Annotated in this window: 26 protein-coding genes and 1 pseudogene; 21 read left to right on the forward strand and 6 right to left on the reverse strand. The window is 64.2% G+C overall.

All coding sequences use genetic code 11. The annotated features are described in order from the left end of the window. Window positions 1-40: 40 nt before the first annotated feature. Window positions 41-2074, reverse strand: coding sequence for a lytic transglycosylase domain-containing protein (locus tag LB553_RS08995; protein ID WP_224512442.1), 2034 nt, complete (start codon window positions 2072-2074; stop codon window positions 41-43). A gap of 289 nt (window positions 2075-2363) precedes the next feature. On the opposite strand from LB553_RS08995, the gene dapA reads away from it, so the two are divergent. The 3 genes from dapA (at window position 2364) to LB553_RS09010 (ending at window position 4679) form a co-directional block, all read left to right on the forward strand. Next, on the forward strand, window positions 2364-3245 hold the full coding sequence (gene dapA / locus LB553_RS09000) for a 4-hydroxy-tetrahydrodipicolinate synthase (protein WP_224512443.1): 882 nt from the start codon (window positions 2364-2366) through the stop codon (window positions 3243-3245). A 151-nt stretch (window positions 3246-3396) separates the two neighbouring features. Further along, a complete protein-coding gene (gene smpB / locus LB553_RS09005; RefSeq protein ID WP_127877696.1) occupies window positions 3397-3876 on the forward strand; it encodes an SsrA-binding protein SmpB in 480 nt (159 codons plus the stop codon). A 92-nt stretch (window positions 3877-3968) separates the two neighbouring features. Further along, window positions 3969-4679, forward strand: coding sequence for a GH25 family lysozyme (locus tag LB553_RS09010; RefSeq protein WP_224512444.1), 711 nt, complete (start codon window positions 3969-3971; stop codon window positions 4677-4679). A 41-nt stretch (window positions 4680-4720) separates the two neighbouring features. Here the strand turns inward: LB553_RS09010 and LB553_RS09015 are convergent, their stop codons facing one another. Beyond that, window positions 4721-5641, reverse strand: coding sequence for a DMT family transporter (locus tag LB553_RS09015; protein WP_224512445.1), 921 nt, complete (start codon window positions 5639-5641; stop codon window positions 4721-4723). Between the two features lie 144 nt (window positions 5642-5785). Between LB553_RS09015 and LB553_RS09020 the strand changes: the two genes are divergently transcribed. After that, window positions 5786-6259, forward strand: coding sequence for an Lrp/AsnC family transcriptional regulator (locus tag LB553_RS09020; protein ID WP_224512446.1), 474 nt, complete (start codon window positions 5786-5788; stop codon window positions 6257-6259). A gap of 28 nt (window positions 6260-6287) precedes the next feature. On the opposite strand, the gene LB553_RS09025 is transcribed toward LB553_RS09020, so the two are convergent. Next, window positions 6288-6947, reverse strand: a complete 660-nt coding sequence (locus LB553_RS09025; RefSeq protein ID WP_224512448.1) for a uracil-DNA glycosylase — start codon at window positions 6945-6947, stop codon at window positions 6288-6290. Window positions 6948-6959: 12 nt separating this feature from the next. After that, window positions 6960-7541: an NYN domain-containing protein gene (locus LB553_RS09030; RefSeq protein ID WP_040984251.1), complete on the reverse strand. Its 582-nt coding sequence runs from the start codon at window positions 7539-7541 to the stop codon at window positions 6960-6962. 62 nt (window positions 7542-7603) lie between these two features. Here LB553_RS09030 and LB553_RS09035 point away from each other — a divergent pair, with 62 nt between their 5' ends. The 5 genes from LB553_RS09035 to LB553_RS09055 all read left to right on the forward strand — a co-directional run bounded on the left by LB553_RS09035 (window position 7604) and on the right by LB553_RS09055 (window position 11710). Then, window positions 7604-7831, forward strand: coding sequence for a hypothetical protein (locus tag LB553_RS09035; protein WP_224512450.1), 228 nt, complete (start codon window positions 7604-7606; stop codon window positions 7829-7831). Between the two features lie 12 nt (window positions 7832-7843). Next, a complete protein-coding gene (gene rpoZ, locus LB553_RS09040; protein WP_224512452.1) occupies window positions 7844-8245 on the forward strand; it encodes a DNA-directed RNA polymerase subunit omega in 402 nt (133 codons plus the stop codon). A gap of 170 nt (window positions 8246-8415) precedes the next feature. Next, complete coding sequence (locus LB553_RS09045) at window positions 8416-10650, forward strand: RelA/SpoT family protein (protein ID WP_224512455.1); 2235 nt, start codon at window positions 8416-8418, stop codon at window positions 10648-10650. 22 nt (window positions 10651-10672) lie between these two features. Further along, window positions 10673-11251, forward strand: a complete 579-nt coding sequence (gene pyrE / locus LB553_RS09050; protein ID WP_224512457.1) for an orotate phosphoribosyltransferase — start codon at window positions 10673-10675, stop codon at window positions 11249-11251. A 75-nt stretch (window positions 11252-11326) separates the two neighbouring features. Then, the gene (locus tag LB553_RS09055) at window positions 11327-11710 is read left to right on the forward strand and encodes a VOC family protein (RefSeq protein WP_224512459.1); all 384 of its coding nucleotides are present in this window, start codon (window positions 11327-11329) and stop codon (window positions 11708-11710) included. On the opposite strand, the gene LB553_RS09060 is transcribed toward LB553_RS09055, so the two are convergent. Then, complete coding sequence (locus tag LB553_RS09060) at window positions 11703-12197, reverse strand: GNAT family N-acetyltransferase (RefSeq protein WP_224512461.1); 495 nt, start codon at window positions 12195-12197, stop codon at window positions 11703-11705. The two genes, LB553_RS09055 and LB553_RS09060, sit on opposite strands and share 8 nt — an antisense overlap. A gap of 236 nt (window positions 12198-12433) precedes the next feature. On the opposite strand from LB553_RS09060, the gene LB553_RS09065 reads away from it, so the two are divergent. The 7 genes and pseudogenes from LB553_RS09065 to recO all read left to right on the forward strand — a co-directional run bounded on the left by LB553_RS09065 (window position 12434) and on the right by recO (window position 17668). Next, the gene (locus LB553_RS09065; protein ID WP_224512462.1) at window positions 12434-13021 is read left to right on the forward strand and encodes a DUF2062 domain-containing protein; all 588 of its coding nucleotides are present in this window, start codon (window positions 12434-12436) and stop codon (window positions 13019-13021) included. Beyond that, window positions 13018-13431, forward strand: a complete 414-nt coding sequence (gene acpS, locus LB553_RS09070; RefSeq protein WP_192244492.1) for a holo-ACP synthase — start codon at window positions 13018-13020, stop codon at window positions 13429-13431. Before LB553_RS09065 ends, acpS begins: the two co-directional genes overlap by 4 nt. A gap of 79 nt (window positions 13432-13510) precedes the next feature. Then, window positions 13511-14260, forward strand: a complete 750-nt coding sequence (gene lepB, locus LB553_RS09075) for a signal peptidase I (protein ID WP_224512463.1) — start codon at window positions 13511-13513, stop codon at window positions 14258-14260. After that, window positions 14247-14981 (forward strand): ribonuclease III, encoded by a 735-nt coding sequence (rnc, locus tag LB553_RS09080; RefSeq protein ID WP_411962190.1) that lies wholly within the window; start codon window positions 14247-14249, stop codon window positions 14979-14981. The genes lepB and rnc overlap by 14 nt, the downstream gene beginning before the upstream one ends. Then, window positions 14966-15898, forward strand: coding sequence for a GTPase Era (era, locus tag LB553_RS09085; protein ID WP_224512464.1), 933 nt, complete (start codon window positions 14966-14968; stop codon window positions 15896-15898). The genes rnc and era overlap by 16 nt, the downstream gene beginning before the upstream one ends. 38 nt (window positions 15899-15936) lie before the next feature. Continuing rightward, window positions 15937-16818 (forward strand): annotated as a pseudogene (locus LB553_RS09090) (aminoglycoside phosphotransferase family protein); the annotation flags it as partial. Window positions 16819-16909: 91 nt separating this feature from the next. After that, window positions 16910-17668: a DNA repair protein RecO gene (recO, locus tag LB553_RS09095; RefSeq protein ID WP_224512465.1), complete on the forward strand. Its 759-nt coding sequence runs from the start codon at window positions 16910-16912 to the stop codon at window positions 17666-17668. 13 nt (window positions 17669-17681) lie between these two features. Here recO and LB553_RS09100 read toward each other — a convergent pair whose 3' ends face one another. Continuing rightward, window positions 17682-18146: an NUDIX domain-containing protein gene (locus tag LB553_RS09100; RefSeq protein WP_224512466.1), complete on the reverse strand. Its 465-nt coding sequence runs from the start codon at window positions 18144-18146 to the stop codon at window positions 17682-17684. Between the two features lie 234 nt (window positions 18147-18380). Here LB553_RS09100 and LB553_RS09105 point away from each other — a divergent pair, with 234 nt between their 5' ends. The 5 genes from LB553_RS09105 to LB553_RS09125 all read left to right on the forward strand — a co-directional run bounded on the left by LB553_RS09105 (window position 18381) and on the right by LB553_RS09125 (window position 23327). After that, window positions 18381-21143 carry a DUF2339 domain-containing protein gene (locus LB553_RS09105; protein WP_224512467.1) on the forward strand — a complete coding sequence of 921 codons (2763 nt, stop codon included), beginning with the start codon at window positions 18381-18383 and terminating at the stop codon, window positions 21141-21143. Between the two features lie 59 nt (window positions 21144-21202). Beyond that, window positions 21203-21445: a type II toxin-antitoxin system VapB family antitoxin gene (locus LB553_RS09110; protein WP_224512468.1), complete on the forward strand. Its 243-nt coding sequence runs from the start codon at window positions 21203-21205 to the stop codon at window positions 21443-21445. After that, a complete protein-coding gene (locus LB553_RS09115; protein ID WP_224512469.1) occupies window positions 21445-21858 on the forward strand; it encodes a type II toxin-antitoxin system VapC family toxin in 414 nt (137 codons plus the stop codon). Before LB553_RS09110 ends, LB553_RS09115 begins: the two co-directional genes overlap by 1 nt. Before the next feature lie 159 nt (window positions 21859-22017). Then, complete coding sequence (locus LB553_RS09120; RefSeq protein WP_224512470.1) at window positions 22018-22536, forward strand: RNA polymerase sigma factor; 519 nt, start codon at window positions 22018-22020, stop codon at window positions 22534-22536. Then, window positions 22533-23327 (forward strand): anti-sigma factor family protein, encoded by a 795-nt coding sequence (locus LB553_RS09125; protein ID WP_224512472.1) that lies wholly within the window; start codon window positions 22533-22535, stop codon window positions 23325-23327. Before LB553_RS09120 ends, LB553_RS09125 begins: the two co-directional genes overlap by 4 nt. Window positions 23328-23487: the final 160 nt, after the last annotated feature.

The raw sequence follows: 23487 nt of genomic DNA on the forward strand, positions 1-23487 counted from the left end.
CGCTCGGCCACCTTCTCCCACAAGGGAGAAGGAAAAGCGCTCAGTTCCGCCCATTCACAAGGTCCCCCACGATGTCGTATTTCCCCGAAATACGCATCTTGTAGACCTCGTAATTTTCCATCACGCGTTGCACGTAACTTCTTGTTTCCGTGTAGGGGATCCGCTCGATCCAATCGACGACCGCATCCACGTCCTTGCCGCGCGGATCGCCGTATTTCGCCATCCACTGGGCGGCGCGGTTCGGGCCGGCATTGTAGCCGGCGAAGGTCAGCACATAGGAGCCGGCGAAGCGGTCGAGCTGCTCGCCGAGAAAGGCCGAGCCCAGTGTCGCGTTGTAGCCGGCATCGCTCGTCAGCCTGGCCTGGGAGAAACTCATGCCGGCCTTCTTCGCCAGCTGCTTGGCGGTGCCCGGCATCAACTGGAGCAGGCCGCGGGCGCCGGCACTGGAGACGGCGCCGATGTTGAACTCGCTTTCCTGGCGAGCGATGGCATAGGCGAGCGCCTTGCCCGACCCGGAGATATTGGCCGTATCGGGAATGACACCCAGCGGATGCGACAGCGCGCCGACATCGATGCCGCGCTGGGCGGCGATCTTGCCGACCTTCAGCGCCATGAAATGGTTGCCCTGCTTTTCGGCCAGCACCGCAAGCAGCGTCAGTTCGCCCGGACTGGTCAGCTGCCCGGCAAGATCGCGGTAGAGCGTTTCGGCGTAGCGGTCATAGCCAGCCTCCTGCAGCCGCTTGATCGCGCTCACCGCCTCGCGGCCGTCAAAGCTCTGGCGGTCGGCGGCGCTCGGTTTCGGATAGGAGATGTTGAGGGTCCTCAGCCCCACGCGCTCGCCCGCGAGCTGGCCGTAGAAGGTCGTGCCGTAGCTGGCAGCGCGCGTGAAATAATCCTTGGCGCTGCCCGGGCCGCCGACTTCCGCCGCGCGGCCGAGCCAGTAATAGGCGCGCGACAGCGACACCGGTCCCTGGGCGAGCTCGGTAATGCGCTTGAAGTGGGTGGCGGCGGTCGCCGGATCGTTGAGGCCGCGCAGCGCATACCAGCCGGCGTGGAATTCGGCCTCGGCGGCATTGGCCGGGCTTTCGGCCGCATGCATGGAGACGATTTTGTAGGCGGTCTTCATGTCGCCTTGGTCGACCAGCTCGCGCGACAGCACGCGGCGCTCGACCCACCAGGCATCGGGGTCGACCAGCGATTCGCGATCGGTCGGCGCCTTCATCACGACAGCAGCGGCGTCGGCGAATTTCTGCTGCTTGCGCAGATATTCCGCCTCGGCGAAGAAATAGCCCGCCGAGCGCTGCGCCGCGGGCACCGCCTTCAACAGCTTGGCGGCGTTCTTGTCGCCCTTGTCGGCGGCCGCCCACGCATCCGCCAGCGGCTGCGCGCCGGCGAGGCCGGCGACCCGCAGAGCTGAGGATGGCCGGTCGGCGTAGAACATGCGCTCCATGCGGTAGCGATGGTCGGCCGCCGGAATCAGCGTACCGAACTCCTTGGTGATGGCATTCTCATCCTTGGCTTCCAGCTTTTCGCTGCGCCAGAACGGCACCAGCACCGCGCGGGCGGCGGCCTGGTTGCCAAGCGCCACCTGCGAGCGGGCAAGGATGATGACGCCCTCGGGCGTCAGCGGCTGGCTGCGGCCGAAGGCCTGAACCACCACTTGCGGCGGCGGGTTTTCGCGATAGAGCGCACGCTCGCTGTTCTTGCGCAGCGCGATCGTGCCCGGCCACCCGGGAAGCATCTTGGCGGCATCGGCAATCTCGCCGCTCGGCACCTGGTCGCCTCCATAGAGCGCGATCGCCCAGGCGAGGATATGCCTGTCGAGCGAAGTGGCGGGCAGCGTGTCGCGGGCATTGCGCGCGCCGGCAATGTTGTTGGCGGCAAGCGCGTCGAGGCCGCTCTTGAGGTGTGCTATGTCGGTAGACGGCGCTGTGGGGCCGAGCGCCTGCGGTGCATCGGGACCCGGGATCGAGGCTGTCATGCGCGCGTCGACGCTGCCGCCGATTGCCATGCCTGGCATCAGCGCGACGATCGCTCCCAAAAGCGCGAAAAGATGTGGCCGCCTCGTCGGCATTTTACGATCCTAGCACATCGTCAGCAGGCGCGGGCACTTGAGACCCCGACGCGAAGCCTAAACCTAGGTCGTGAAGGGCTCGTAAACAAAAGGTTATCGAGGCCGTTCGAATGGCGCTTGCTGGCACTACGCCGATGCTTGCCGCTGAACCATGTCGAGACTATGGTGCGCGGCTTCGCTTTCGGTTAGAAGGCGCGCAAATAAGATGCCGACGCATGTTGCCCAAACCAGGAACCGGCTTTTGGGTAACGACATGATAAACGAACAAGTTCCAAGGAGTTTGGAGGATATGCTGAGAGGCTCGCTCACCGCGCTCGTGACACCGTTCGAAAAGAGCGGGCGCTTCGACGAGAAAGCCTTTCGCGCTTTCGTCGAATGGCAGATCGCCGAGGGCACCAAGGGCCTCGTTCCCGTCGGCACTACCGGCGAGTCGCCGACGCTCTCGCATGAGGAGCACCGCCATGTCGTGAAGGTCGCTATCGAGGTGGCCAAGGGCAGGGTGCCGGTCGTGGCCGGCGCGGGCTCCAACAACACCGAGGAAGCTGTCGGCCTGGTGAAGTATGCCGAACAGGCCGGCGCCGATGCTGCCCTTGTGGTCACGCCTTATTACAACAAGCCGACGCAGCGCGGCCTTTATGAGCATTTCGCCGCCGTTGCCCGCGCGACCAAGCTGCCGATCATCATCTACAACATCCCGCCGCGCTCGGTGATCGACATGATGCCCGACACGATGGGCCGCCTGGCGCATGACTTCAAGAATATCGTCGGCGTCAAGGATGCCACCGGCAAGGTCGAGCGTGTCTCGGAGCAGCGCATGACCTGCGGCAAGGATTTCATCCAGCTCTCCGGCGAGGATGCTTCCGCGCTCGGTTTCAACGCTCATGGCGGCGTCGGCTGCATCTCGGTGACGTCCAACGTTGCGCCGCGGCTCTGCGCCGAATTCCAGGAAGCGACGCTCTCCGGCGACAGCGCCAGGGCGCTCGAGCTGCAGGACCGGCTCTTGCCGCTGCACAAGGCGATCTTCATCGAACCCGGCGTATCCGGCGCCAAATACGCGCTGTCGAAGCTGGGCAAGGTCGAGAACGTGGTGCGTTCGCCGCTGGTGACGGTCGAAGCTTCGACCGCCGAGAAGCTCGACGCGGCGCTTAAGCATGCCGGCTTGATTAATTAGCGAGACCGTCTGGAAACTCTACTCCTGCGGCCATCTGAAGGCGCCACCTGCGCTTCCGGTACTCACGTACTATATGTACGCTCCGCTCCGGTTCTCGGTGACACCTTCACCTGACTCGCAGGAGCGAGTTTCGAAACGGACTCTGGACGTCATGAATCAAGTCAAGAAAGCCGATCCCAATAACAGGACGGTCGCCGAAAACCGCAAGGCGCGCTTTTCCTATGAGGTGCTCGACACGATAGAGACCGGCTTGGTGCTGACCGGCACCGAGGTCAAGTCGCTGCGCCAGGGCCAGGCTAACATCCAGGAAAGCTACGCTTCGGCCGAGGGCGGCGAGATCTGGCTGATCAATTCCTATCTTCCGGAATATCTGCAGGCCAACCGCTTCAACCACGAACCGCGCCGCCGCCGCAAATTGCTGGTCTCCAAGCGCGAGATGGCGAAACTCTCGCAAAGCGTCGAGCGCGAGGGCATGACGCTGGTGCCGCTGAAAATCTATTTCAACGATCGCGGCCGCGCCAAGCTGCTGCTCGCGGTTGCCCGCGGCAAGAAACTGCACGACAAGCGCGAGACCGAAAAGCAGCGCGACTGGTCGCGCGAGAAGGGCCGGCTGCTGAAGGAGCGCGGCTAAGCTCCCGGGCCGCCCGCACCCGGCCGCCCGAAAAAAAAGCCGCCGGCCGGTTCTCTGGTCTGGCGCGTACGCGCCTTCCGACGGGGGATGTCTTGGGCAAGCGGATTGTGTTCTGGGGGCTTGCCGGCGTGGTTGTTGCCTGTGCCGTGGCGGCGGGTGCGTTCTTCTGGTTCCGTGGCTTTTCGCCGGACCGCGCGGAATTCCCGATCCGGGGCATCGACGTTTCCCATCATCAGGGAAAGATCGACTGGCCGCGCGTCGCGGCCGATGATGTCGCCTTCGCCATCATCAAGGCGACCGAAGGCGGCACCCATGTCGACACCCTGTTTGCGACCAATCTGCGCGAAGCCCGCGCGGCCGGCCTGGCGGTCGGCGCCTATCACTTCTTCACCTTCTGCCGCCCAGGCGCCGATCAGGCGAAGAATTTCATGGCGGTGGTGCCGCGCGGCGAACCGCTTCTGCCGCCGGTGGTCGACATCGAGTTCGGCGGCAATTGCCCGCAGCGTCCGTCCCCGGAGCAGTTGAACGCCGAGCTTGCCGCTTTCCTCGGCCCTGTCGAGGCGGCGTTCGGCAAGCAGGCGATCTTCTATCTGACCGATGAGGCAGCCGACGCCTATTCCGGAAGCATCCTTAGCCGTCAGCGCTGGCTGCGTTCGCTGGCGATGAGACCGCGCGAGAACGACTGGATCTACTGGCAGTACCACAATATGGGCCGCGTCGACGGCATCAACGGCGATGTCGATCTCAACGTCCTAAGGGGCAGCCGCGATACGCTGGCTGAGTTGTTTGCACCGACGCCTTGAATTGCCCGGCCGCCGAATTGGCTGCCGCATCGCTGACGGGCTCAGGATCCGCTGGGCGCAGGCGCGCTCGGACGTTTGCCTGCAATTCGTCCTCCGACCGCTGACAGGCCCATCCCGACCGCCATGATCGCGATGGCCGCGAACTGGATCGCCAGTGGCGTTTCGCCGAGTATGGCCATGCCGATAAATACCGTGGCAATCGGAACGCCCGGCAGGAACAGCGACGCCATCTGCGGCCCCAACTGCCCGACGACATAGGTATAGAGAAACATGGCTGCCGCGCCGGCCAGAATCCCCTGGATCACGATCTGACTGATGATCTCCGTGGCGGCTGCGGCATGGATATGGCTTGGTGCGACGAAATAGAGAACCGGCAACGGCAAGCACGACAGAAGCACCACCGCAGCCGTCGCGGTGACCGGATCGGCACGCCACCGCCGGACAAGAACGGCATAGGTCGAGAACATCAGCCCCGATCCGATGAAAAGCATATCGCCGAAGAGGACGCCGCCGGTGCCGCCACGCCTCGGCGCAATGAACAGCAACAGGCCGGCGATGATCGCGACGACACCGATGGTCCGTTGCTGCGGAGCGCGCTCGTTGAAAACGATGCGTGACAGCAGGAACGAAAAGAAGACGATCGACGCTGGACAAAGCGCCGCCGCATGGGCGGCAGGGGCATAGGTCAGGCCCCAATTGATGATCAGCGGATAAGGCAACCCGGCCAGCGCCGCCAATGCCAGAGCTCGTCGCCAACCAAGCGCCCTCATGCTTGCAAAGCCGCTGCGCCAGACGATCGGCAGAAAGACCACGCCCGCGCCGCCAAAGCGCAAGGCGGCCAGATCCGTCGCCGTCAGGTGCTCCCGGAGGCTGAAGCGGGCGGCGACGAATTGGATGGCGTAGATGCCGATCATGATGAGGCCGGCGATAATCGCCAGTCTCGCTTTTCCTGCGTCTGCCACGACCTGCCACCCCTAATGTCGCCGGCGGTGGAGACGGTCTCCACCGCTGCGGCGAAAGCGCAGGCTATTGTCTGGGCTTCTGCATTGAAATACCCTCTTTTTGGAAAATGGTAGCGGAATTCACATCAAAAAGGCCATTCTAACGTGAATCCAGAAGCAAGCGATCTCGACGAGGTCGACCGCAGTCTTCTTCGGCTTTTGCAGGAGGATGGGCGCCGCACAACGCTTGATCTGGCGGCGCGTGTCGGCCTGTCGCCGACCGGCACCAGCATGCGGGTGAAGCGGCTGTTTCGGGAAGGCTACATCACCGCAGTCAGGGCCGTGCTGGATCCCGCCAAGATCGGGCGCGGCACGCTCGTCTTCATCGAGGTTCGCCTCGATCACACCGCGCCTCATGTTTTCGAACGCTTCGCCGAAGCGGTGACCAAGGCGCCCGAGGTTCTCGAGTGCCACATGGTCGTCGGTGGCTTCGACTATCTGGTCAAGGCGCGAATTTCGGAAATGGCCGCCTATCAGGATTTTCTGACGCGGGTCATTCTTGCGCTGCCGGGAGTGAAGGAGACGCACACCTATGCCTCGATCGGCAACGTGAAGCCGCATGCACTGCTGCCGGTATAATCGCCGGGCCCACCGGGGCACTCTGAATCTAGGTCTTCAGGAACGCCGCGATCTCTTTGAACACGCTGACGAACATCTCCTCCGTCAGCACACCCGTATTGGTGTTGTAGCGCGAGCAGTGATAGCTGGAAAACAGCGCGATGCCGCTGCCGGCTTCCTGCCGCCCGCCATGTTGGAACGGAAAGGCTGCGACGCGCTCACCCAACGCCCGCACCGTCGACTGATGCGCGATCGAACCCAGCGTCAGGATGGCGCGAAGGTTGGGGAAGCGCGCGATCGTGGATTTCAAAAAAGTCCGGCAGGTGGCGATCTCGGCGCCCACCGGCTTGTTCTCCGGCGGCACGCAGCGCACCGCATTGGTGATGGCCGTGCCGACAAGCTCGAGTCCGTCATCCGGCCTTGCCTTGAACTCGCCGCGCGCCAGGCCGTGCGTGATCATCGTGCCGTAGAGCAGGTCGCCGGCATAGTCGCCGGTGAAGGGGCGTCCCGTGCGGTTGGCGCCGCGCAGGCCGGGCGCCAGCCCGACGATCAGGAGTTTGACCGAATTCTCGCCTTCCGGCGGCAGGAAGGTCGGCACCGGCGCGTTGAACCAGCCCGGCTCACGCTCGCGCCAGGCGGCGATGAAATCATGCAGCCGCGGGCAAAGCGGGCAGTCACGGTCGGGTTCGGGGGAGGGCGCGGCGCTCAAGGCCGCAGTCCGTCAATAATCGTCCTCGTCGACTTCGGCGGGCTCCGGCCGGCGCACCGGCCGCTCGGACGGATCGCGGCCGACTTCGCTCTTCAGCGTCATCAGGTCGATGAAATGGTCGGCCTGGCGTCGCAGATCGTCCGAGATCATCGGCGGCTGCGAGGCCATGGTCGAGATGATCGATACCTTGCGGCCGCGCCGCTGCAGCGCCTCGACCAGCGTGCGGAAGTCGCCGTCGCCGGAGAAGATGACATAATGGTCGACGACATCGGCAAGCTCCAGCGCATCGACGGTCAGCTCGATGTCCATATTGCCCTTGATCTTGCGGCGGCCGGTCGAGTCGGTGAATTCCTTGGCGGGCTTCGTCACCACCTTGAAGCCGTTATAGTCGAGCCAGTCGATCAGCGGCCGGATAGAGGAATATTCCTGATCCTCGACCAGCGCGGTGTAGTAGTAAGCGCGCAGCAGGTAGCCGCGCTTCTGGAAGCTCGACAGGAGCTTGCGGTAATCGATGTCGAAGCCCAGCGCGCGGGACGTGGCGTAGAGATTGGCACCGTCGATGAAAAGAGCGATCTTTTCACGGGGATCGAACATTGAAAAACATCCCTTTCGAAAATTTCTGTCGTCTAAAAGCGTTTGACGAATAGGTCCGGCAAATGGACCTCGGTGCCGTCACATCCGAGATAACGCGCAATTTGTGGATATCCAAGGGCACGGCCCGCATTGCAAGCAATTGTGATCGCGACTATGTAGGCGCCATCATGGCGCGCTCCGATGATGAGCCGGCAAGGGACCGCAAAGTTGGCGCCGGCGCCATAAAGCTTGTATTTCGCCCGCGCCCGCGTTATGGAGCGCGCCAGCTTTCCACCAAATCCATCGCATGAAAGGGGCAGTCCATGGCCCGCGTAACCGTTGAAGATTGCATCGACAAGGTCGACAACCGTTTTGAACTCGTGCTGCTCGCCGGCCATCGCGCCCGCCAGATCAGCCAGGGCGCGCAGATCACCGTTCCGCGCGACAACGACAAGAACCCGGTCATTGCGCTGCGCGAGATCGCCGAGGAGACGCTGTCGCCCGACGACCTCAAGGAAGACCTGATCCACTCGCTGCAGAAGCATGTCGAGGTCGACGAGCCGGAGGCCGAGGGTGAGGCGATCACCGACCAGACCGGCGCGACCGCTGTCGCAGCCGACACCGACGAGGCTGAGGAAAACATCGCCTTCGACCGCATGAGCGAGGAAGACCTGCTCGCCGGCATCGAAGGTCTGGTGCCGCCGGAAAAGAGCGACGACTACTAAGGGCTTATGACAATTCTGCTCAGCTGGTTGTTGAGCGGATTCTGAAAAGCTTCCGAGTTCGCCTGGATCAAGCATCCGGCACTTCCGTCTCGTAAGTTTCGTGGCTATCTATGGGATGCGTCGCACGCCAGTGCGACGCATCAATCATTTCAGCACCGCGAGATCCCGCCATGATGCGTCAGTATGAGCTTGTCGAGCGCGTCCAGCGCTACAAGCCTGACGTCAACGAGGCGCTGCTCAACAAGGCTTACGTCTATGCCATGCAGAAGCATGGCCACCAGAAACGCGCCTCGGGCGATCCATATTTCTCGCATCCGCTCGAAGTCGCCGCCATCCTCACCGACATGCACATGGACGAGGCAACCATCGCCGTTGCCCTGCTGCACGACACGATCGAGGATACGACCGCGACCCGCGCCGAGATCGACGAGCTCTTTGGCCCCGAAATGGGCAAGCTGGTCGAGGGTCTCACCAAGCTGAAGAAGCTCGATCTGGTCTCCAAGAAGGCCGAGCAGGCGGAGAACCTGCGCAAGCTTCTGCTCGCGATCTCCGAGGACATTCGCGTTCTTCTGGTCAAGCTCGCCGACCGCCTGCACAACATGCGCACGCTCGACCATATGCCCGAGTCCAAGCGCCTGCGCATCGCCGAGGAGACGATGGAAATCTATGCGCCGCTGGCTGGGCGCATGGGCATGCAAGGCATGCGCGAGGAGCTGGAGGAAATCGCCTTCCGCTACATTAATCCGGAGGCCTACCGCGCCGTCACCGCAAGGCTTGCCGAGATTTTCGAGCGCAACAAGGGCGTCCTGCAGGAGATCGAGACGGCGCTGTCGGGCCTGTTCGAGAAACACGCCATCAAGGCGAGCGTGAAGAGCCGGCAGAAGAAGCCGTGGTCGGTGTTCCGCAAGATGGAGGCCAAGGCGCTTTCCTTCGAGCAGCTCTCCGACATTTTCGGCTTCCGTGTCGTGGTCGATACGGTCGACGACTGCTACCGCGCGCTTGGCGCCATCCACACCACCTGGTCGATGGTGCCTGGCCGCTTCAAGGACTACATCTCGACGCCGAAGCAGAACGACTATCGCTCGATTCACACCACCATCGTCGGCCCGTCGCGCCAGCGCGTCGAATTGCAGATCCGCACCAAGGAGATGAACAAGATAGCCGAATATGGCGTCGCCGCGCATTCGATCTACAAGGATACCGGCGGCAAGATGAACGGCACGGGTCATGCGATCTCCAGGGAGACCAACGCCTATGCCTGGCTGCGGCGCACCATCGAGCAACTGGCCGAAGGCGACAATCCGGAGGATTTCCTCGAGAACACCAAGCTGGAGCTGTTCCAGGACCAGGTGTTCTGCTTCACGCCCAAGGGCATGCTGATCGCGCTGCCGCGCGGCGCGACCCCGATCGACTTCGCCTATGCCGTCCATACCGATGTCGGCGACACCTGCGTCGGCGCCAAGGTCAATGGCCGCATCATGCCGCTGATGACGGAATTGAAGAATGGCGACGAGGTCGAGATCATCCGCTCCAAGGCGCAGGTGCCCCCCGCCGCCTGGGAATCGGTCGTGGTCACCGGCAAGGCGCGCGCCGCCATCCGCCGCGCCACCAAGAACGCGATCCGCAAGCAATATTCCGGCCTCGGCGCCCGCATCCTGGAGCGCGCCTTCGAGCGCGCCGGCAAGACTTTTACCAAGGAGAGCCTGAAACCGGTGCTGCACCGGCTGGCGCGCAAGGATATCGAGGACGTGCTGGCTTCCGTCGGCCGCGGCGAACTGAGCTCGACCGACGTCATGAAAGCAGTCTTCCCCGACTATAAGGACGAGCGCGTCACCGTCACGCCGCCCAAGCAGCGCGAAGAAGGCTGGTCGAAGATCCGCAACGCCGCCGGCATGCTGTTCCAGATGCCCGGCACCCGCGCCGCACGCAAGGACAGCAAGAACCAGCAACGCGACGGCGCGGTCCCGATCCGCGGCGTGCGTGGCGACCTGCCGGTGCGCTTCGCGCCGGAAGGCGCCGTGCCCGGCGACCGCATCGTCGGCATCATCCAGCCGGGAACCGGCATCACCATCTACCCGATCCAGTCGCCGGCGCTGCAGGCCTTCGACGACCAGCCCGAGCGCTGGATCGATGTGCGCTGGGACATCGACGAGCGCACCAAGGAGCGTTTCCCGGCGCGTATCTCGGTTACCGCCATTAACGCGCCGGGTTCATTGGCCGACATCGCCCAGGTGGTGGCGTCCAACGACGCCAACATCCACACGCTGTCGATGATACGCACCGCACCCGATTTCACCGAGATGCTGATCGATCTTGAGGTCTGGGACCTCAAGCACCTCAACCGGCTGCTGTCGCAGCTGAAGGATAATTCGAGCGTCAGCGATGCGCGGCGCGTCAACGGCTAAATGCGGATTGAAGGGGACGAAAATGAACACCGACGAAGTGCTGGGCATTTTCCGCGAGGCCGGCGCCGTTCTCGAGGGTCATTTCATCTTGACGTCCGGCCTGCGCAGTCCGGTCTTCCTGCAGAAGGCCCGCGTGTTCATGCATGCCGACAAGACCGAGCGCTTGTGCAAGGCGCTGGCCGAGAAGATACGCAAGGCTGTGCCGGGCAGGATCGATTATGTCGTCGGCCCTGCCATCGGCGGTCTGATCCCGGCCTATGAAACCTCGCGTCATCTCGGCGCCCCGGCGATCTGGGTCGAGCGGGAAGGGGGCGAATTCAGGCTGCGCCGCTTCGAGATCGCTAAGGGCGCGCGCGTCGTCATTGTCGAGGACATCGTCACCACGGGCCTGTCGATCCGCGAGACCATCGTTTGCCTGCGCGAGCTCGGCGCCGAAGTCGTGGCGGCCGCCTGCATCATCGACCGCTCGGCCGGCAAGACCGATGTCGGCGTGCCGTTGATCGCGCTTGCCGAATATGAAGTGCCGGCCTATCCCGCCGACCGCCTGCCGCCGGAACTTGCCGCCATTCCAGCCATTAAGCCCGGAAGCCGCAACATCTGACTCCGCAATGTATGAAAGCAAGCACTTGGGCGCGTCGCTTGAATCTCTCAGGCAGCCGCCGGCGCCGGGGGCGCCATGATCGCCGGTATTGACCATTTCGTGCTGACGGTCCGCTCGGTCGAAGCGAGCTGCGCGTTCTACCAGCGTGTGCTCGGCATGCGGCGGCTTGATGAGCCAAACCGGCCGACCGCGCTTCTGTTCGGCTCGCAGAAGATCAACCTGCACGAAATCGGCCGCACCTTCGAGCCGAAGGCGAAGGCGCCGACGCCGGGCTCCGGCGATTTCTGCCTCGTGGCGGCGGTGCCGCTTGCCGAAGTCCAGGCGAGCCTCGAAGCCAATGGCGTGACGGTCGAGGTCGGTCCCGTCGAGCGCACCGGCGCGCGCGGCCCGATGATGTCGGTCTATTTCCGCGATCCGGACGGCAACCTGGTCGAGGTCAGCGAGTATCCGCTCACCTGAGATCGAGCCGCATGGCGCAGCGCTGATCCAAAGCCATGCCGTGCTCGGCCTCATCGCTGAGCAGGCTGGCCAGCCGTCCGTCGATCTCGGCATCTTCCACAATGCGAAATCCGAACTTGCGATAGAAGGGCGCATTCCAGGGTACGGCGCGAAATGTGGTGAGCGTCACCGCGGCCAGGCCGCGCCGCCTGGCGTCCGCGACCGCCCGTTCGAGCAGGGCGCGGCCGATGCCCTGGCCCTGCCGGTCGAGGCGCACGTCCAGCTCCCAGATATGCAGCGCATCGCCCTCGATCCCGGCGCTGAGAAAGCCGACCGGCCGGTCCTTCTCTTCTGCGGCAACCCAGCATGCGCCCGCGGCGATGAGCGCGCGGTGTCGCTCGACGCTGACATTGTCGCCGTCGGCGAGCCACGCCAGTTCCGCGATGGCGCGGAACGCCAGCCCGGCGGACTGTTCGATAGCTGGCAATGCCTCGGCGTCGGCGGCCATCGCCAGTCGAATGATGATCATTTGGCTCCGCCTCCCGGTTGTCTTCCTCAGTTTCGCCAGAATGACGCTCTTATTACAGCCTGCGGCAGACCATCGCGGCGGCGTTCGTTGTTGCGCGGCCCAGTCGTCGCTATATCAAAGCTTGTTGCCTTTCTGCGCCATCGGAGCGCAAGATATGTTTGGCGCGACCCGGTGGTGGCAGGGGCAGCGCATGTTGGACCGGGAACTGGAACAGAGTGCTTTTTCGACGCCGAGAGCCTGATGGCCTCCTGGAGCGGGTGCGTACTTATCTATGGCCGCGCCGCTCGTTCTCGCGCTCCGTGCAGTATTTCTCCAAACGCATCCTGCGGCTGAAGGCGACGCCCCATTCAGTCGCCGCCGGCGTCGCCGCGGGTGTTTTTGCCTCCTTCTTCCCGCTTGGCGTCCATTTCGTGGTTGCCGCGGTGCTTTGCTGGGTGATCGCCGGCAATCTGGTCGCGGCGGCGCTCGGCGCAGTTTTTTTCGGCAATCCACTGACCTCCCCGCTGCTGTGGGGCGCCTCCTGGGAAACCGGCAAACTGATCCTGCGTCAGCATCTGCCGAGGCACGGGCCGCCTGAGCATCTGGGCGAAATGATGCACAAGCTCTCCTTCGACAAGCTCTGGGCGCCTGTTCTGGAGCCGATGCTGATCGGCGCGGTGCTGCTTGGCCTGATATTCGGCCTCCTCTTCTATGGCATCACGCGCTGGGGCATGACCGTGTTTCGCGAGCAGCGCAGGAAGCGCATGGCCGAACGCGCCGAGAAGAAAGCGCGGCAGGGCGGACGGGAAGTTCCGGCAGAATGATCATCGGCATCGGCAGCGACCTGATCGACATCAGGCGCATCGAGAAATCGCTGGAGCGGCACGGCCAGCGCTTTATCCAGCGCATCTACACCGAGGTCGAGCAGGCCAAGTCGGAAAAGCGCGCGGCACGCGCGGCTTCCTATGCCAAGCGCTTCGCCGCCAAGGAGGCCTGCGCCAAGGCGTTGGGCACCGGCATGGCCGAGGGCGTGTTCTGGCGCGACATGGGCGTTGTCAACCTGCCGAGCGGCGCGCCGACTATGGCGCTGACCGGCGGCGCCGCGGCCAGGCTGGAGAAAATCCTGCCGAAAGGCCACCGCGCCCTCATCCATCTCACCATCACCGACGATTTCCCGCTTGCTCAAGCCTTTGTGATCATCGAGGCAGTGCCCGCCGAACAAGCGCCACATTGATTCCATCTGACCACGAGCGGCATGACGTTGCCCAGCGCGCGCCGAGACTCTATACCAACATCGCACAATCGAGGACGACATGAGCGTGGCTGAAAAATCGCAGAAGAAATCCGGCGGGCTTGGTGAAACCTTCTCCGTCATCATCCAGGCTCTGCTGCTCGCGCTCGTCATCCGCACGCTGCTCTTCCAGCCCTTCTCCATTCCGTCCGGCTCGATGCGGCCGACGCTGCTCGAAGGCGACTATCTCTTCGTCACCAAATGGGCCTATGGCTATTCGCGTTACTCGCTGCCGTTCGGTCCCGATCTCTTCTCGGGCCGCATCTGGGGCTCGGAGCCCAAGCGCGGCGACGTGGTGGTGTTCAAGTTCCCGCCGGATCCGTCGGTCGACTACATCAAGCGCGTCGTCGGCCTGCCCGGCGACAAGATCCAGGTGAAGGACGGCCAGCTTCTCATCAATGACGTCGGCGTGCCGCGCGTGAAGACCGGCCAGATCGACAATCCCGACGTCACCGAGGAAAACCGGCCCATCGATGTCTATCGTGAAACGCTGCCGAACGGAGTCAGCTACGACACGCTCGACATCAATTCCGATTCGATCGGCGACAACACGCGCGAATTCGTCGTGCCGGCCGGGCATTATTTCATGATGGGCGACAATCGCGACAATTCCTCCGACAGCCGCTTCGCCGTCGGCTTTGTGCCGGCCGAGAACCTTGTCGGTCGCGCCAACCTCATCTTCTTCTCGATCGCCGGAAAGGCGAGCCCGCTCGAGATATGGAAGTGGCCGTCGCTGATGCGCGCCGGGCGACTGTTCCATTTTGTCCACTAGAGCGATGGCGGCCGGCAAGCGTTTGACCGCCGATGCCCTGGCCGAAGCGCTTGTCGAGCGTACCGGCCATGCCTTCGCCGACCGCCAACGTCTGCAGCGGGCGCTGACCCATGCTAGCGCCCGTTCGACCCATGCCGGCGTCGACTACGAGCGCTTCGAGTTCCTGGGCGACCGGGTTCTCGGCCTCGTCGTCGCCGACATGCTGCTCGCGACCTTTCCCGATGCCGCCGAGGGCGAACTGTCGCTGCGGCTCAACGCGCTGGTCAATGCCGAGGCGCTGTCCGAAATCGCCGAGGAGATCGGCCTGCCGGAACTGATCCGCGCCGGCTCCGACGTGCGCAATCTCGACGGGCGCAAGCGCACCAATCTGCGCGCCGATGCGCTGGAATCGCTGATTGCCGTGCTTTACCTCGATGGTGGCCTTGAGGCTGCCCGCGCGTTCATTCACCGCTACTGGCAGCCGCGCTCGCAGGCGATCGGCGCCGCACGGCGCGACGCCAAGACGGAATTGCAGGAATGGGCGCACCAAGCAGCGGCCGGCGCCGTGCCGTCCTACCGCGTCGACAGTCGCGAGGGTCCGGATCACGACCCGCTGTTCACGGTCAGCGTCGAGGTCGGCTCCTTTGCGCCGGCGATCGGCAGCGGCCGATCCAAGCGCGAGGCCGAGCAGGCCGCCGCGGCTACTCTTTTGCTGCGTGAAGGCGTATGGAGCGCGGCATGAGCGATACGGAAACCCCTGAAGCCCCCGCGACGCGCTCCGGTTTCGTTGCGCTGATCGGCGCACCCAATGCCGGCAAGTCGACGCTGGTCAACCAGCTGGTCGGCGCCAAGGTGTCGATCGTCACCCATAAGGTGCAGACCACCCGCGCCATCGTGCGCGGCATCGCCACGCATGACAACGCGCAGATCGTCTTCGTCGACACGCCGGGCATCTTCAAGCCGAAGCGGCGGCTGGACACCGCGATGGTGACGACCGCCTGGGGCGGCGCCAAGGATGCCGATGTCGTGGTGCTTCTGATCGACGCCGAGCGCGGCATCAAGGGCGATGCCGATGCCATCCTCGACCGACTCAAGGATATCCGGCAGCCGATGCTGCTCGTCCTCAACAAGGTCGATCGCGTCAAGCCGGAGACGCTTCTCGCCTTGGCCGCGACCGCGAACGAACGCGTGCCGTTCAAGCGCACTTTCATGGTCTCCGCGCTCACCGGCTCCGGCTGCAAGGACCTGCTCGACTATCTCGCCGAGACGTTGCCCGCCGGCCCCTGGTACTATCCGGAGGACCAGATCTCCGATCTGCCGATGCGCCAGCTTGCGGCCGAGATCACGCGCGAAAAACTTTATCTGAGGCTGCATCAGGAACTTCCCTATTCCTCGCACATCGAAACCGAGAAATGGGAAGAGAAGAAGGACGGCTCTGTGCGCATAGAGCAGGTCATCTATGTCGAGCGCGACAGCCAGAAGAAGATCGTGCTCGGCCATAAGGGCGAGACGATCCGCGCCATCGGGCAGGCCGCGCGGATGGAGATTGCTGCCATTCTGGAGCAGAAGGTGCACCTCTTCCTGTTCGTGAAGGTGCGCGAGAACTGGGGCGACGATCCAGAGCGCTACCGCGAGATGGGGCTGGAGTTTCCCCATTGATGCCTGTCGCGTAGAAGGACCGGGAACGGGCCAGCGACATGCCCAATCCAAAGATAACCATCGATGCCGTGCGCCGGCTGGTCGATGCTCAGTTCCCTGAATGGCGGCATCTGCCGGTCAGCCCGGTCGCTTTCGGCGGCTGGGACAACCGCACCTTCCATCTTGGCGACAAAATGACGGTCAGGCTGCCGAGCGCTGCCGCCTATTCGCTGCAGGTCGAGAAGGAGCATCGCTGGCTGCCGAAATTGGCACCCCTCTTGCCTCTGCCCATTCCAACGCCGCTGGCCATGGGCGAGCCGGCCGAGGGCTATCCCTGGCATTGGTCGGTTTATCGCTGGATTGACGGCGAGACGGCCAGGAGTGCGCGCATCGACGATCTCAACGCCTTCGCAGTCTCGCTCGCCGATTTCCTCGTCGCGCTGCGAGGCATCGATGTGACGGATGGGCCTGCACCCGGCCAGCATAATTTCCACCGTGGCGGGCCGCTGACGGTCTATGACAACGAGGCAAGGCAGGCCATCGCCGCGCTTGATGGCCGGATCGACACCCAAGCCGCGACCACCGTCTGGGAAGCAGCGCTTGCCAACACCTGGTTTGGCTCCCCGGTCTGGTTCCATGGCGATGTCGCCTCGGGCAATCTGCTGGTCGAGGACGGCAGCTTGAGCGCCGTCATCGATTTCGGCACCTCCGGCATCGGCGATCCATCCTGCGATCTTGCTATAACCTGGACGTTCTTCGAAGGCGAAAGCCGCGAGGCTTTTCGCACCCACATTGCCGTCGATCACGCCACTTGGGCGCGCGGCCGCGGCTGGGCGCTGTGGAAGGCGCTGATCACCGTCGCCGGCCACGACGCCAACCAGGCCGAGGCCGAAAGGCAGCGCCGCGTGATCGACGAGGTGCTTGCGGATCACCGAAGTTGGGTGCGACACGGCACCCGGCGAATGTCAGCAAAGATCGAGCCCGATGTGCCAGACCTTGATTTCACCACCCAACGGGTGAAAAGCTCTAGTCATGGAATGGCGCGACGAGGGAATCGTTCTCGGCACTCGCAAGCATGGCGAAACCAGCGCCATCCTCGAGGTGATGACCCGCGCGCATGGCCGGCATCTCGGCCTTGTACGGGGAGGGCGCTCGCGCAAGCAGCAGCCGGTGCTGCAGCCCGGCAACCGCGTCGACCTTTTGTGGCGGGCGCGGCTCGACGAGCATCTGGGCATCTTCCAGGCAGAGGCGATCGAGATGAACGCGGCGCGGCTGATGGACAGCGCGGTTGCCGTCTACGGCCTGCAGACCATGGCCGCGCATCTCAGGCTCCTGCCGGAGCGCGATGCCCATGGCGGGCTTTACGAGGCCCTTGCCGTGATGATCTCGCATCTCGGCGATGCCGATGCGGCTGGCGAGCTAGTGGCGCGCTTCGAGCTGCTCATCCTCGATGAACTGGGCTTCGGCCTCGACCTCAGCCAATGCGCGGCGACCGGCTCAAGGCAGGATCTGGCCTATGTCTCGCCGAAATCCGGACGCGCCGTCTCGCGCAGCGCCGGCGCGCCTTGGCATGACAAGATGCTGGCGCTGCCCGCCTTCCTGCAGCGCGGCTCCGGCCTGCGCGCCGATGCGGCAGCACTGGAAGACGCCTTCCGGCTGAGCGGCTTCTTCTTCACCCGCCATGTCTACGAGCCGCGCGGCCTCGAGCCGCCCGACGCCCGCGCCGGCTTCCTCGCCGCGCTGCGCCGGCACCATGCGGCGGAGAAGGCGATCGCCGGCGAGGCCGGATAGCGGAGGCAACCGCTCAATCCGCGCCCCGCCGCTCCAGGAAATCATCGAGCATGGGGCGCTGCCCCTTGAGGATCTTGATGCCGGCTTCGGGCAGCGAAAACCAGCCGGCCTTGTCGACTTCGGGAAACGCTTTCATGATCCCCGATTTCGGCGGCCATTCCATGGTGAACATGTTGCTCCTGACGACATTGGCATCGATGTCCGCCTCGACGCTCCACGCGATGACGATCTTGCCACCCGGCTGTTTATAGCTGCCGAGCGGCTGGAAATCGCCGTCGATGGCGACCCCAAGCTCCTCTTCGGCTTCCCGCTTGGCGGCCTCGAGCTCGTCCTCGTCGTCGCCGATCAGCCCCTTCGGGATTGACCACGCGCCTTCATCCTTTCTGGCCCAGAACGGTCCGCCCGGATGAATGAGCAGAAATTCGAACACAGCTGAGGCGCGCCTATGGATCAGCAGGCCGGCGCTTCGTTGCGGCATCGGTCACCTCACGGCATTTCTTCGAGCGCCCGAGAATAGCACGAGTATTTCACGGCCGCGTTCACAGACCCCCGCCAGCGGCCTCGGCGGCTTGATACCGACAAACCGGCAAGTTGCTGGCAATCGGCGACGAAACATGCTCGACCTTGTTCGCTGGCAAGACGCTGATTTGCACCAGCCGTCTCACTGCCGCGTTTATCGGCCACGACTGGCCTGGCTTTGAGGGAAACCGCCATGTTTTTCAGCCTGATCGCCATTGCCGCCATCATAGCTCTTTTCGCCATCGTGTCACGACAGCAGAACCGCATCGCGCTGGTCGAGCGCGAACTCGGTATACTGCGCGGCCAAGTGCAGTCTGGAGCTTCGCTCAAGGCGGTGGACGCCGCGCAGGGAGGTCTTCCCGAGGAGGCCAAGGCAGCGCCTGCCGCGCCGTTGGCGGATGGCCCGACTGTGGCCGAGGAGGTCGTCACGACGCCAGAGACCGCCGAAGGCGAGGCCGTGGCCGGACCCTGGACGAAGGGCAGGACGGTTCCCGCGCAACCCGCCGGGACGGCCGAACCAGCGCAACCCGCCACCGCGGCCGAAACGCCCGCGTCAGGATCGCCCGCGCCCGCGAAGGCGGCGCGCCAAACCGATGTCGAAACAGCGCTGGGCACGCGCTGGGCGGTCTGGGTCGGCGGCATCGCGCTGGCGCTGGGCGGCCTGTTCCTGATCCGCTACACCATCGAGGCCGGCATTTTCGGCCCTGGCGTGCGCCTGACGATGGCCGGCATCCTCGGCCTGGCGCTGATTGCCGGCGCCGAATTCATCCGCCGTACCGGCTTCAAGGTGCCGGTGCCGGGCGCAACGGGAGCCTATATTCCATCGATCCTGACGGCAGCTGGCGCCTTCATCCTGTTCGGCACGGTCTACGCGGCGCACGGCATCTATGGCTTCATCGGTCCGGCGAGCGCCTTCGCGCTGCTTGGCGTCATCGGCGTCGCGACCATTGGCGCTTCGCTCCTGCATGGCCTGGCGCTGGCCGGCATCGGCCTCGTCGGCGCCATGGTCACGCCGGCCCTGGTCGCCTCGGAAGCACCCAATCCCTGGGCGCTGTTCGTCTATTTGGCGATCGTGCTTGCCGCGGCCGCCGCAATCGCCCGCATCCGAGACTGGAAGGCGCTAGCGGCCGCCGCTTTCGCCGGCGCCGGTATCTGGACCATTCTTTACATGGTCGACGCGCCGGATGTGAACCTCGCCGCCGTCCTGTTCATCAGCCTGGCAACGCTCGCCGTGCTTGCCTTCGTCTGGCTCGGCCCTTTCTTGGTTACTGGCCGCGACACCGCCGAACGTGGCTTCGACTGGCCCTCGATCGTGCCAGGCTTCTTCATCGCTCTGAGCGCGCTGGCCCTGTCCGTCGATCCGGCTTTTGCCAGCGCCGGCGATGCATTGCACGGCGCGGTCCTTTTGGTCACGCTGGTCGCGGCGGCGCTCTATCGGCCGCGCGCGCTGCCGCTGGTCTTTGCCGCCGGTATTGCGACCGTGCTGATCTATCTCGGCATCATCCCGCCCGCCACGATCGGCGCGAATGCGCTCGATGTCGGGCTGGACGCCCAGCCTTTGGCGTCGTCCGATGTCCTGACTTTCCGCATCGGCATCGCGCTTGGCCTGGTCTTCCTCGCCGCCGGCTTCTGGGCCGCGCGCCGCTTTGCCGCCACCGCCCCGGCGCGCGGGGCCTGCTGGGCGGCCTGGGGTGTCATCGTCCCCTTGGTGGTGCTCACCGCGCTGTGGCTGACCTTCGGCGATATCGACCGCGACTTCGGCTACGCGCTGCCGGCACTGTTGCTGGCGCTCGCCCTTGCCGCCGGCAGCGAATGGATAGCGCGCGCCGAAGCGCCGCCGCTCAGCGGCGGCCCGGCCGTCTCATTCGCGCTCGGCGGCGCCGGCATGGCCGGCCTGTTGATGCTGCACATGGCCTTCGGCTCGGGCTGGACGACTGTGCTGCTTGGAGCCGCCGCGATCGTCCCGGCGCTGGCCACGCGCTGGCGCTCTTACCCCGTGCTGGGCTGGATCGCGGTTGGCGCGGCGGTCGCCGTGCTCGGCCGCATCGCCTTTGATCCGACCATCGTCGGCGCGGCGTTTCTGTCCAGGACGCCGGTCTTCAACCGGCTGCTGCCGGGCTATGGCGTGCCGGCGCTCGCCTTCGGCTTCGCCGCTTGGCAGCTCGCACACACCACCAACGGCCGGCCGCGCCTTGCTATGGAGGCGGCCTCCGCGCTGTTTGCGCTGCTCACCATTGCCATGCTGGTGCGCCACGCCATGCATGGTGGTGTCATCGACACCGGCACCGTGACGCTCGCCGAACAGGCGATCTACACGCTGGTCGCGCTCGGCGCCGGCGCCATACTGGTCGCCATCGACATGCGCTCGCCGAGCTCGGTTCTGCGCTATGGCTCGATGGTTGCCGGCGTGGTCTCGGCCGGCTTGATCGCGGTCCAGCATTTCGTCGTGCTAAACCCGCTGCTGACGGACGAGTCGACCGGTACGATCCCGGTCTTCAACCTATTGTTCCTCGCCTACCTGCTGCCGGCCATCGGCGCCAGCGCGCTGGCGCTCTATGTCCGCGACAAGCGCCCGCGATGGTACGCGGCGATGCTGGCGCTGATCGCCGCGCTGCTTGCCTTCGCCTATGCCACGCTCTCGGTGCGCCGCCTGTTCAAAGGCGAGTTCATCGCCTTGTGGAGCGGGCTCGGCCAGCTCGAGACCTACACTTACTCCGCCCTCTGGCTGATGATCGGCGTGGCGCTGCTCACCGCCGGCGTCTGGCTGAAATCGCAAGTGCTGCGCATCGCCTCCGCGGTGCTGATCGCGGTGGCGGTGGTGAAGGTCTTCCTCTTCGACATGTCGGAACTGGAAGGCGTGCTGCGTGCGCTGTCCTTCATCGGCCTCGGTGCCGTGCTGATCGGCATAGGGTTGTTCTATCAGCGGCTGTTGACCAGGGCGGCGAGGCAAGCTTAGTGCTTTGACTTGTTTGGATATTCAAAACGGAATATATGAATATCCAATAGGAGATATTCATGCCGCTCTACATTCGCGATGACGAGGTCGACGCGCTCGCCGCAAAACTGCAGCGCGAGACCAATGCGTCCAGCAAGACCGAGGCTGTGCGGACCGCGCTTTTGCACGAACTGGAACGCCATCGCACCAGGGTGCCGCTGCGCGATCGTATTGTTAAGCTTCAGGCGGAGGCAAAGAAGATCGGTCTGCCCAATCCCGATTTCGACATGAAGAAATTCACCGATGAGATGTGGGAAGATTGATGTTTGTCGACGCTTCGGTGATCGTCGCTATTCTCAACCAGGAACCGGGCTGGGAAGAATTGTCCAAACAATTCTCATTAGCTGTCGACTTCTATGTCTCCGCAATGGTCCGTTTTGAAGCGACGCAGGCACTGGCGCGGGCCGGCGCGGGCTCTCGCAAGCCCACTGCCGAAGCCCTCCTGAAGGCTCGCGATCTGGTGGATCAGCTGATTTTGGAAATTGGTGGGGAAAATGTGCCGATCGGCGAGGAGATCGGTTCGCGCGCCATCGAGGCCAGCGCTCGCTATGGCAAGGCCGTCGGTCATCAAGCCGATCTGAATTTGGGCGATTGCTTTGCCTATGCCTGCGCCAAGGTGCTCGATATTCCGCTGCTCTACAAAGGCAATGATTTCCTGCTGACGGATTTGAAATAATTGGCTTTCTCTCCAATTGGCGGGAATGAATCCGCATCTGCCAACGTTATTCTCCTGCTTGGGTAACGCAGCGGTTGGGCCGCTTCGCGCTGACTGCTTGCACCGCGCCGCAAAGGCGCGTTCTATCGAGATGGAAAGCGACCTCGAAAACTAGCGGCCATGGACGACAAGAAGGCAGCGATCCTGAGCGAAATACCGCGGTTGCGGCGCTATGCGCGCTCGCTGCTGCGCGAGCGCGATTCCGCTGACGACCTCGTTCAGGATTGCCTGGAGCGGGCGCTTGTGCGGCTCGACAACTGGCAGACTGGAGAGAGCCCCCGGAGGTGGCTGTTTACGATCATGCATCACTTGTTCATCGACCAGATGCGCAAGGTCAACCGGCGCGGCGAGGCGGCGATGCTGCCTCTCGACACCGGTGAGGCCCAAGCCGCGCCCGCCGATCAGGTCGAGACTATCGCCTCGCGCGAGATCATGGATGCCTTGCAGGCGATCAGCCCCGACCGCCGCGCGGCATTGGTGATGGTCGCCATCGAGGGCTTTTCCTATGCCGAGGCCGCCAACATCCTTGGCGTGCCGGCCGGCACGCTGATGTCGCGCATCGCGCGTGGCCGCGAGGAATTGCGAGGATTGCTCGACGACACATCGCGCCGCCGCTCGATAAGGATCGTCGAGAAATGACCCGCAGCGATTTTTCCGAACGCGATATCCATATGGCCCTCGACGGCGAACTGCCGGGCGAGGAGCGCATGGCTTATGACGCCTGGCTCGAGGCCAATCCCGAGATGAAGGCGAAGTCCGCGCGCTACATTGCCGACCGCGCCGCCATGCGCGCCGCCTTGGCAGGCGTGATGGACGAGCCGGTGCCGGCGAGGCTGCGCCAGGTCGTGCTTGGCGAGGCGCCTGCAAAAGCATCGGCATGGCGCTCACGCTGGTGGCTGTCGGCTGCCGCTGCCGTGATGCTCGCGGTCGGCGGGCTCGGCGGCTATGTCGCCGGCATCGACAGCGTCGCCCGTGGCGGCGACGGCGACGACCAGCTCGCCGAGCAGGCGATCGCCGCCCACGTCACCTACGCCGCCGAGAAGCGCCACGCCGTCGAAGTCCCGGCGAGCGACAGGGATCATCTCCAGACCTGGCTGTCTAACCGTGTCGGTCTGAAGCTGGTCGCGCCCGATCTTGCGGCGGAAGGTTTCGATCTCGTCGGCGGCCGGCTGCTGCCTGCCGGTGACCAAGGCAAGGCGGCGATGCTGCTTTATGAGGACGCCAAGGGCGAGCGCATCTCGCTCTACGTCACTGCCGAATCGTCGGAGACGTCCAAGGGCACCTACACGGCTGAGACCGGCGGGCCGGAGGCTGTCTACTGGCTGGACAAGGGCTATGCCTGCGCTGTCGTCGGCTCGTTGCCGCCGGAGCGCCTGTCGGACGTCGCAAAGAGCGCCTACGGCCAGCTGCTGGCCGGCATATCGAGCTGAATTGGCTGAGTTTTTTGTCGGCCGGCAGTTCCTTTGGACGGCAATTCTGTTCAAACGCTTGGCCCTTTGCCGCCGCCGCGGAAACTGTCACAATTCAGCCCTAATCAAGGAGCGATAGCGCTTGATGAATACTGGCCCTTCGGCCAGTATTCGCGACGCA

Origin of the sequence: Mesorhizobium sp. CA8, assembly GCF_020164955.1 — a bacterium.
In the GTDB taxonomy this organism is placed as follows: Bacteria; Pseudomonadota; Alphaproteobacteria; order Rhizobiales; family Rhizobiaceae; genus Mesorhizobium.

Coding starts and splice junctions, on each gene's coding strand:
- LB553_RS09110 (WP_224512468.1), top strand. CDS start 21,203: ATGCCGCTCTACATTCGCGATGACGAGGTCGACGCGCTCGCCGCAAAA.
- pyrE (WP_224512457.1), top strand. CDS start 10,673: ATGAACACCGACGAAGTGCTGGGCATTTTCCGCGAGGCCGGCGCCGTT.
- acpS (WP_192244492.1), top strand. CDS start 13,018: ATGATCATCGGCATCGGCAGCGACCTGATCGACATCAGGCGCATCGAG.
- LB553_RS09045 (WP_224512455.1), top strand. CDS start 8,416: ATGATGCGTCAGTATGAGCTTGTCGAGCGCGTCCAGCGCTACAAGCCT.
- LB553_RS09115 (WP_224512469.1), top strand. CDS start 21,445: ATGTTTGTCGACGCTTCGGTGATCGTCGCTATTCTCAACCAGGAACCG.
- LB553_RS09055 (WP_224512459.1), top strand. CDS start 11,327: ATGATCGCCGGTATTGACCATTTCGTGCTGACGGTCCGCTCGGTCGAA.
- LB553_RS09120 (WP_224512470.1), top strand. CDS start 22,018: ATGGACGACAAGAAGGCAGCGATCCTGAGCGAAATACCGCGGTTGCGG.
- lepB (WP_224512463.1), top strand. CDS start 13,511: ATGAGCGTGGCTGAAAAATCGCAGAAGAAATCCGGCGGGCTTGGTGAA.
- recO (WP_224512465.1), top strand. CDS start 16,910: ATGGAATGGCGCGACGAGGGAATCGTTCTCGGCACTCGCAAGCATGGC.
- LB553_RS09060 (WP_224512461.1), bottom strand. CDS start 12,197: ATGGCCGCCGACGCCGAGGCATTGCCAGCTATCGAACAGTCCGCCGGG.
- LB553_RS09100 (WP_224512466.1), bottom strand. CDS start 18,146: ATGCCGCAACGAAGCGCCGGCCTGCTGATCCATAGGCGCGCCTCAGCT.
- dapA (WP_224512443.1), top strand. CDS start 2,364: ATGCTGAGAGGCTCGCTCACCGCGCTCGTGACACCGTTCGAAAAGAGC.
- LB553_RS08995 (WP_224512442.1), bottom strand. CDS start 2,074: ATGCCGACGAGGCGGCCACATCTTTTCGCGCTTTTGGGAGCGATCGTC.
- LB553_RS09105 (WP_224512467.1), top strand. CDS start 18,381: ATGTTTTTCAGCCTGATCGCCATTGCCGCCATCATAGCTCTTTTCGCC.
- LB553_RS09030 (WP_040984251.1), bottom strand. CDS start 7,541: ATGTTCGATCCCCGTGAAAAGATCGCTCTTTTCATCGACGGTGCCAAT.
- LB553_RS09125 (WP_224512472.1), top strand. CDS start 22,533: ATGACCCGCAGCGATTTTTCCGAACGCGATATCCATATGGCCCTCGAC.
- rpoZ (WP_224512452.1), top strand. CDS start 7,844: ATGGCCCGCGTAACCGTTGAAGATTGCATCGACAAGGTCGACAACCGT.
- smpB (WP_127877696.1), top strand. CDS start 3,397: ATGAATCAAGTCAAGAAAGCCGATCCCAATAACAGGACGGTCGCCGAA.
- LB553_RS09035 (WP_224512450.1), top strand. CDS start 7,604: ATGGACCTCGGTGCCGTCACATCCGAGATAACGCGCAATTTGTGGATA.
- era (WP_224512464.1), top strand. CDS start 14,966: ATGGAGCGCGGCATGAGCGATACGGAAACCCCTGAAGCCCCCGCGACG.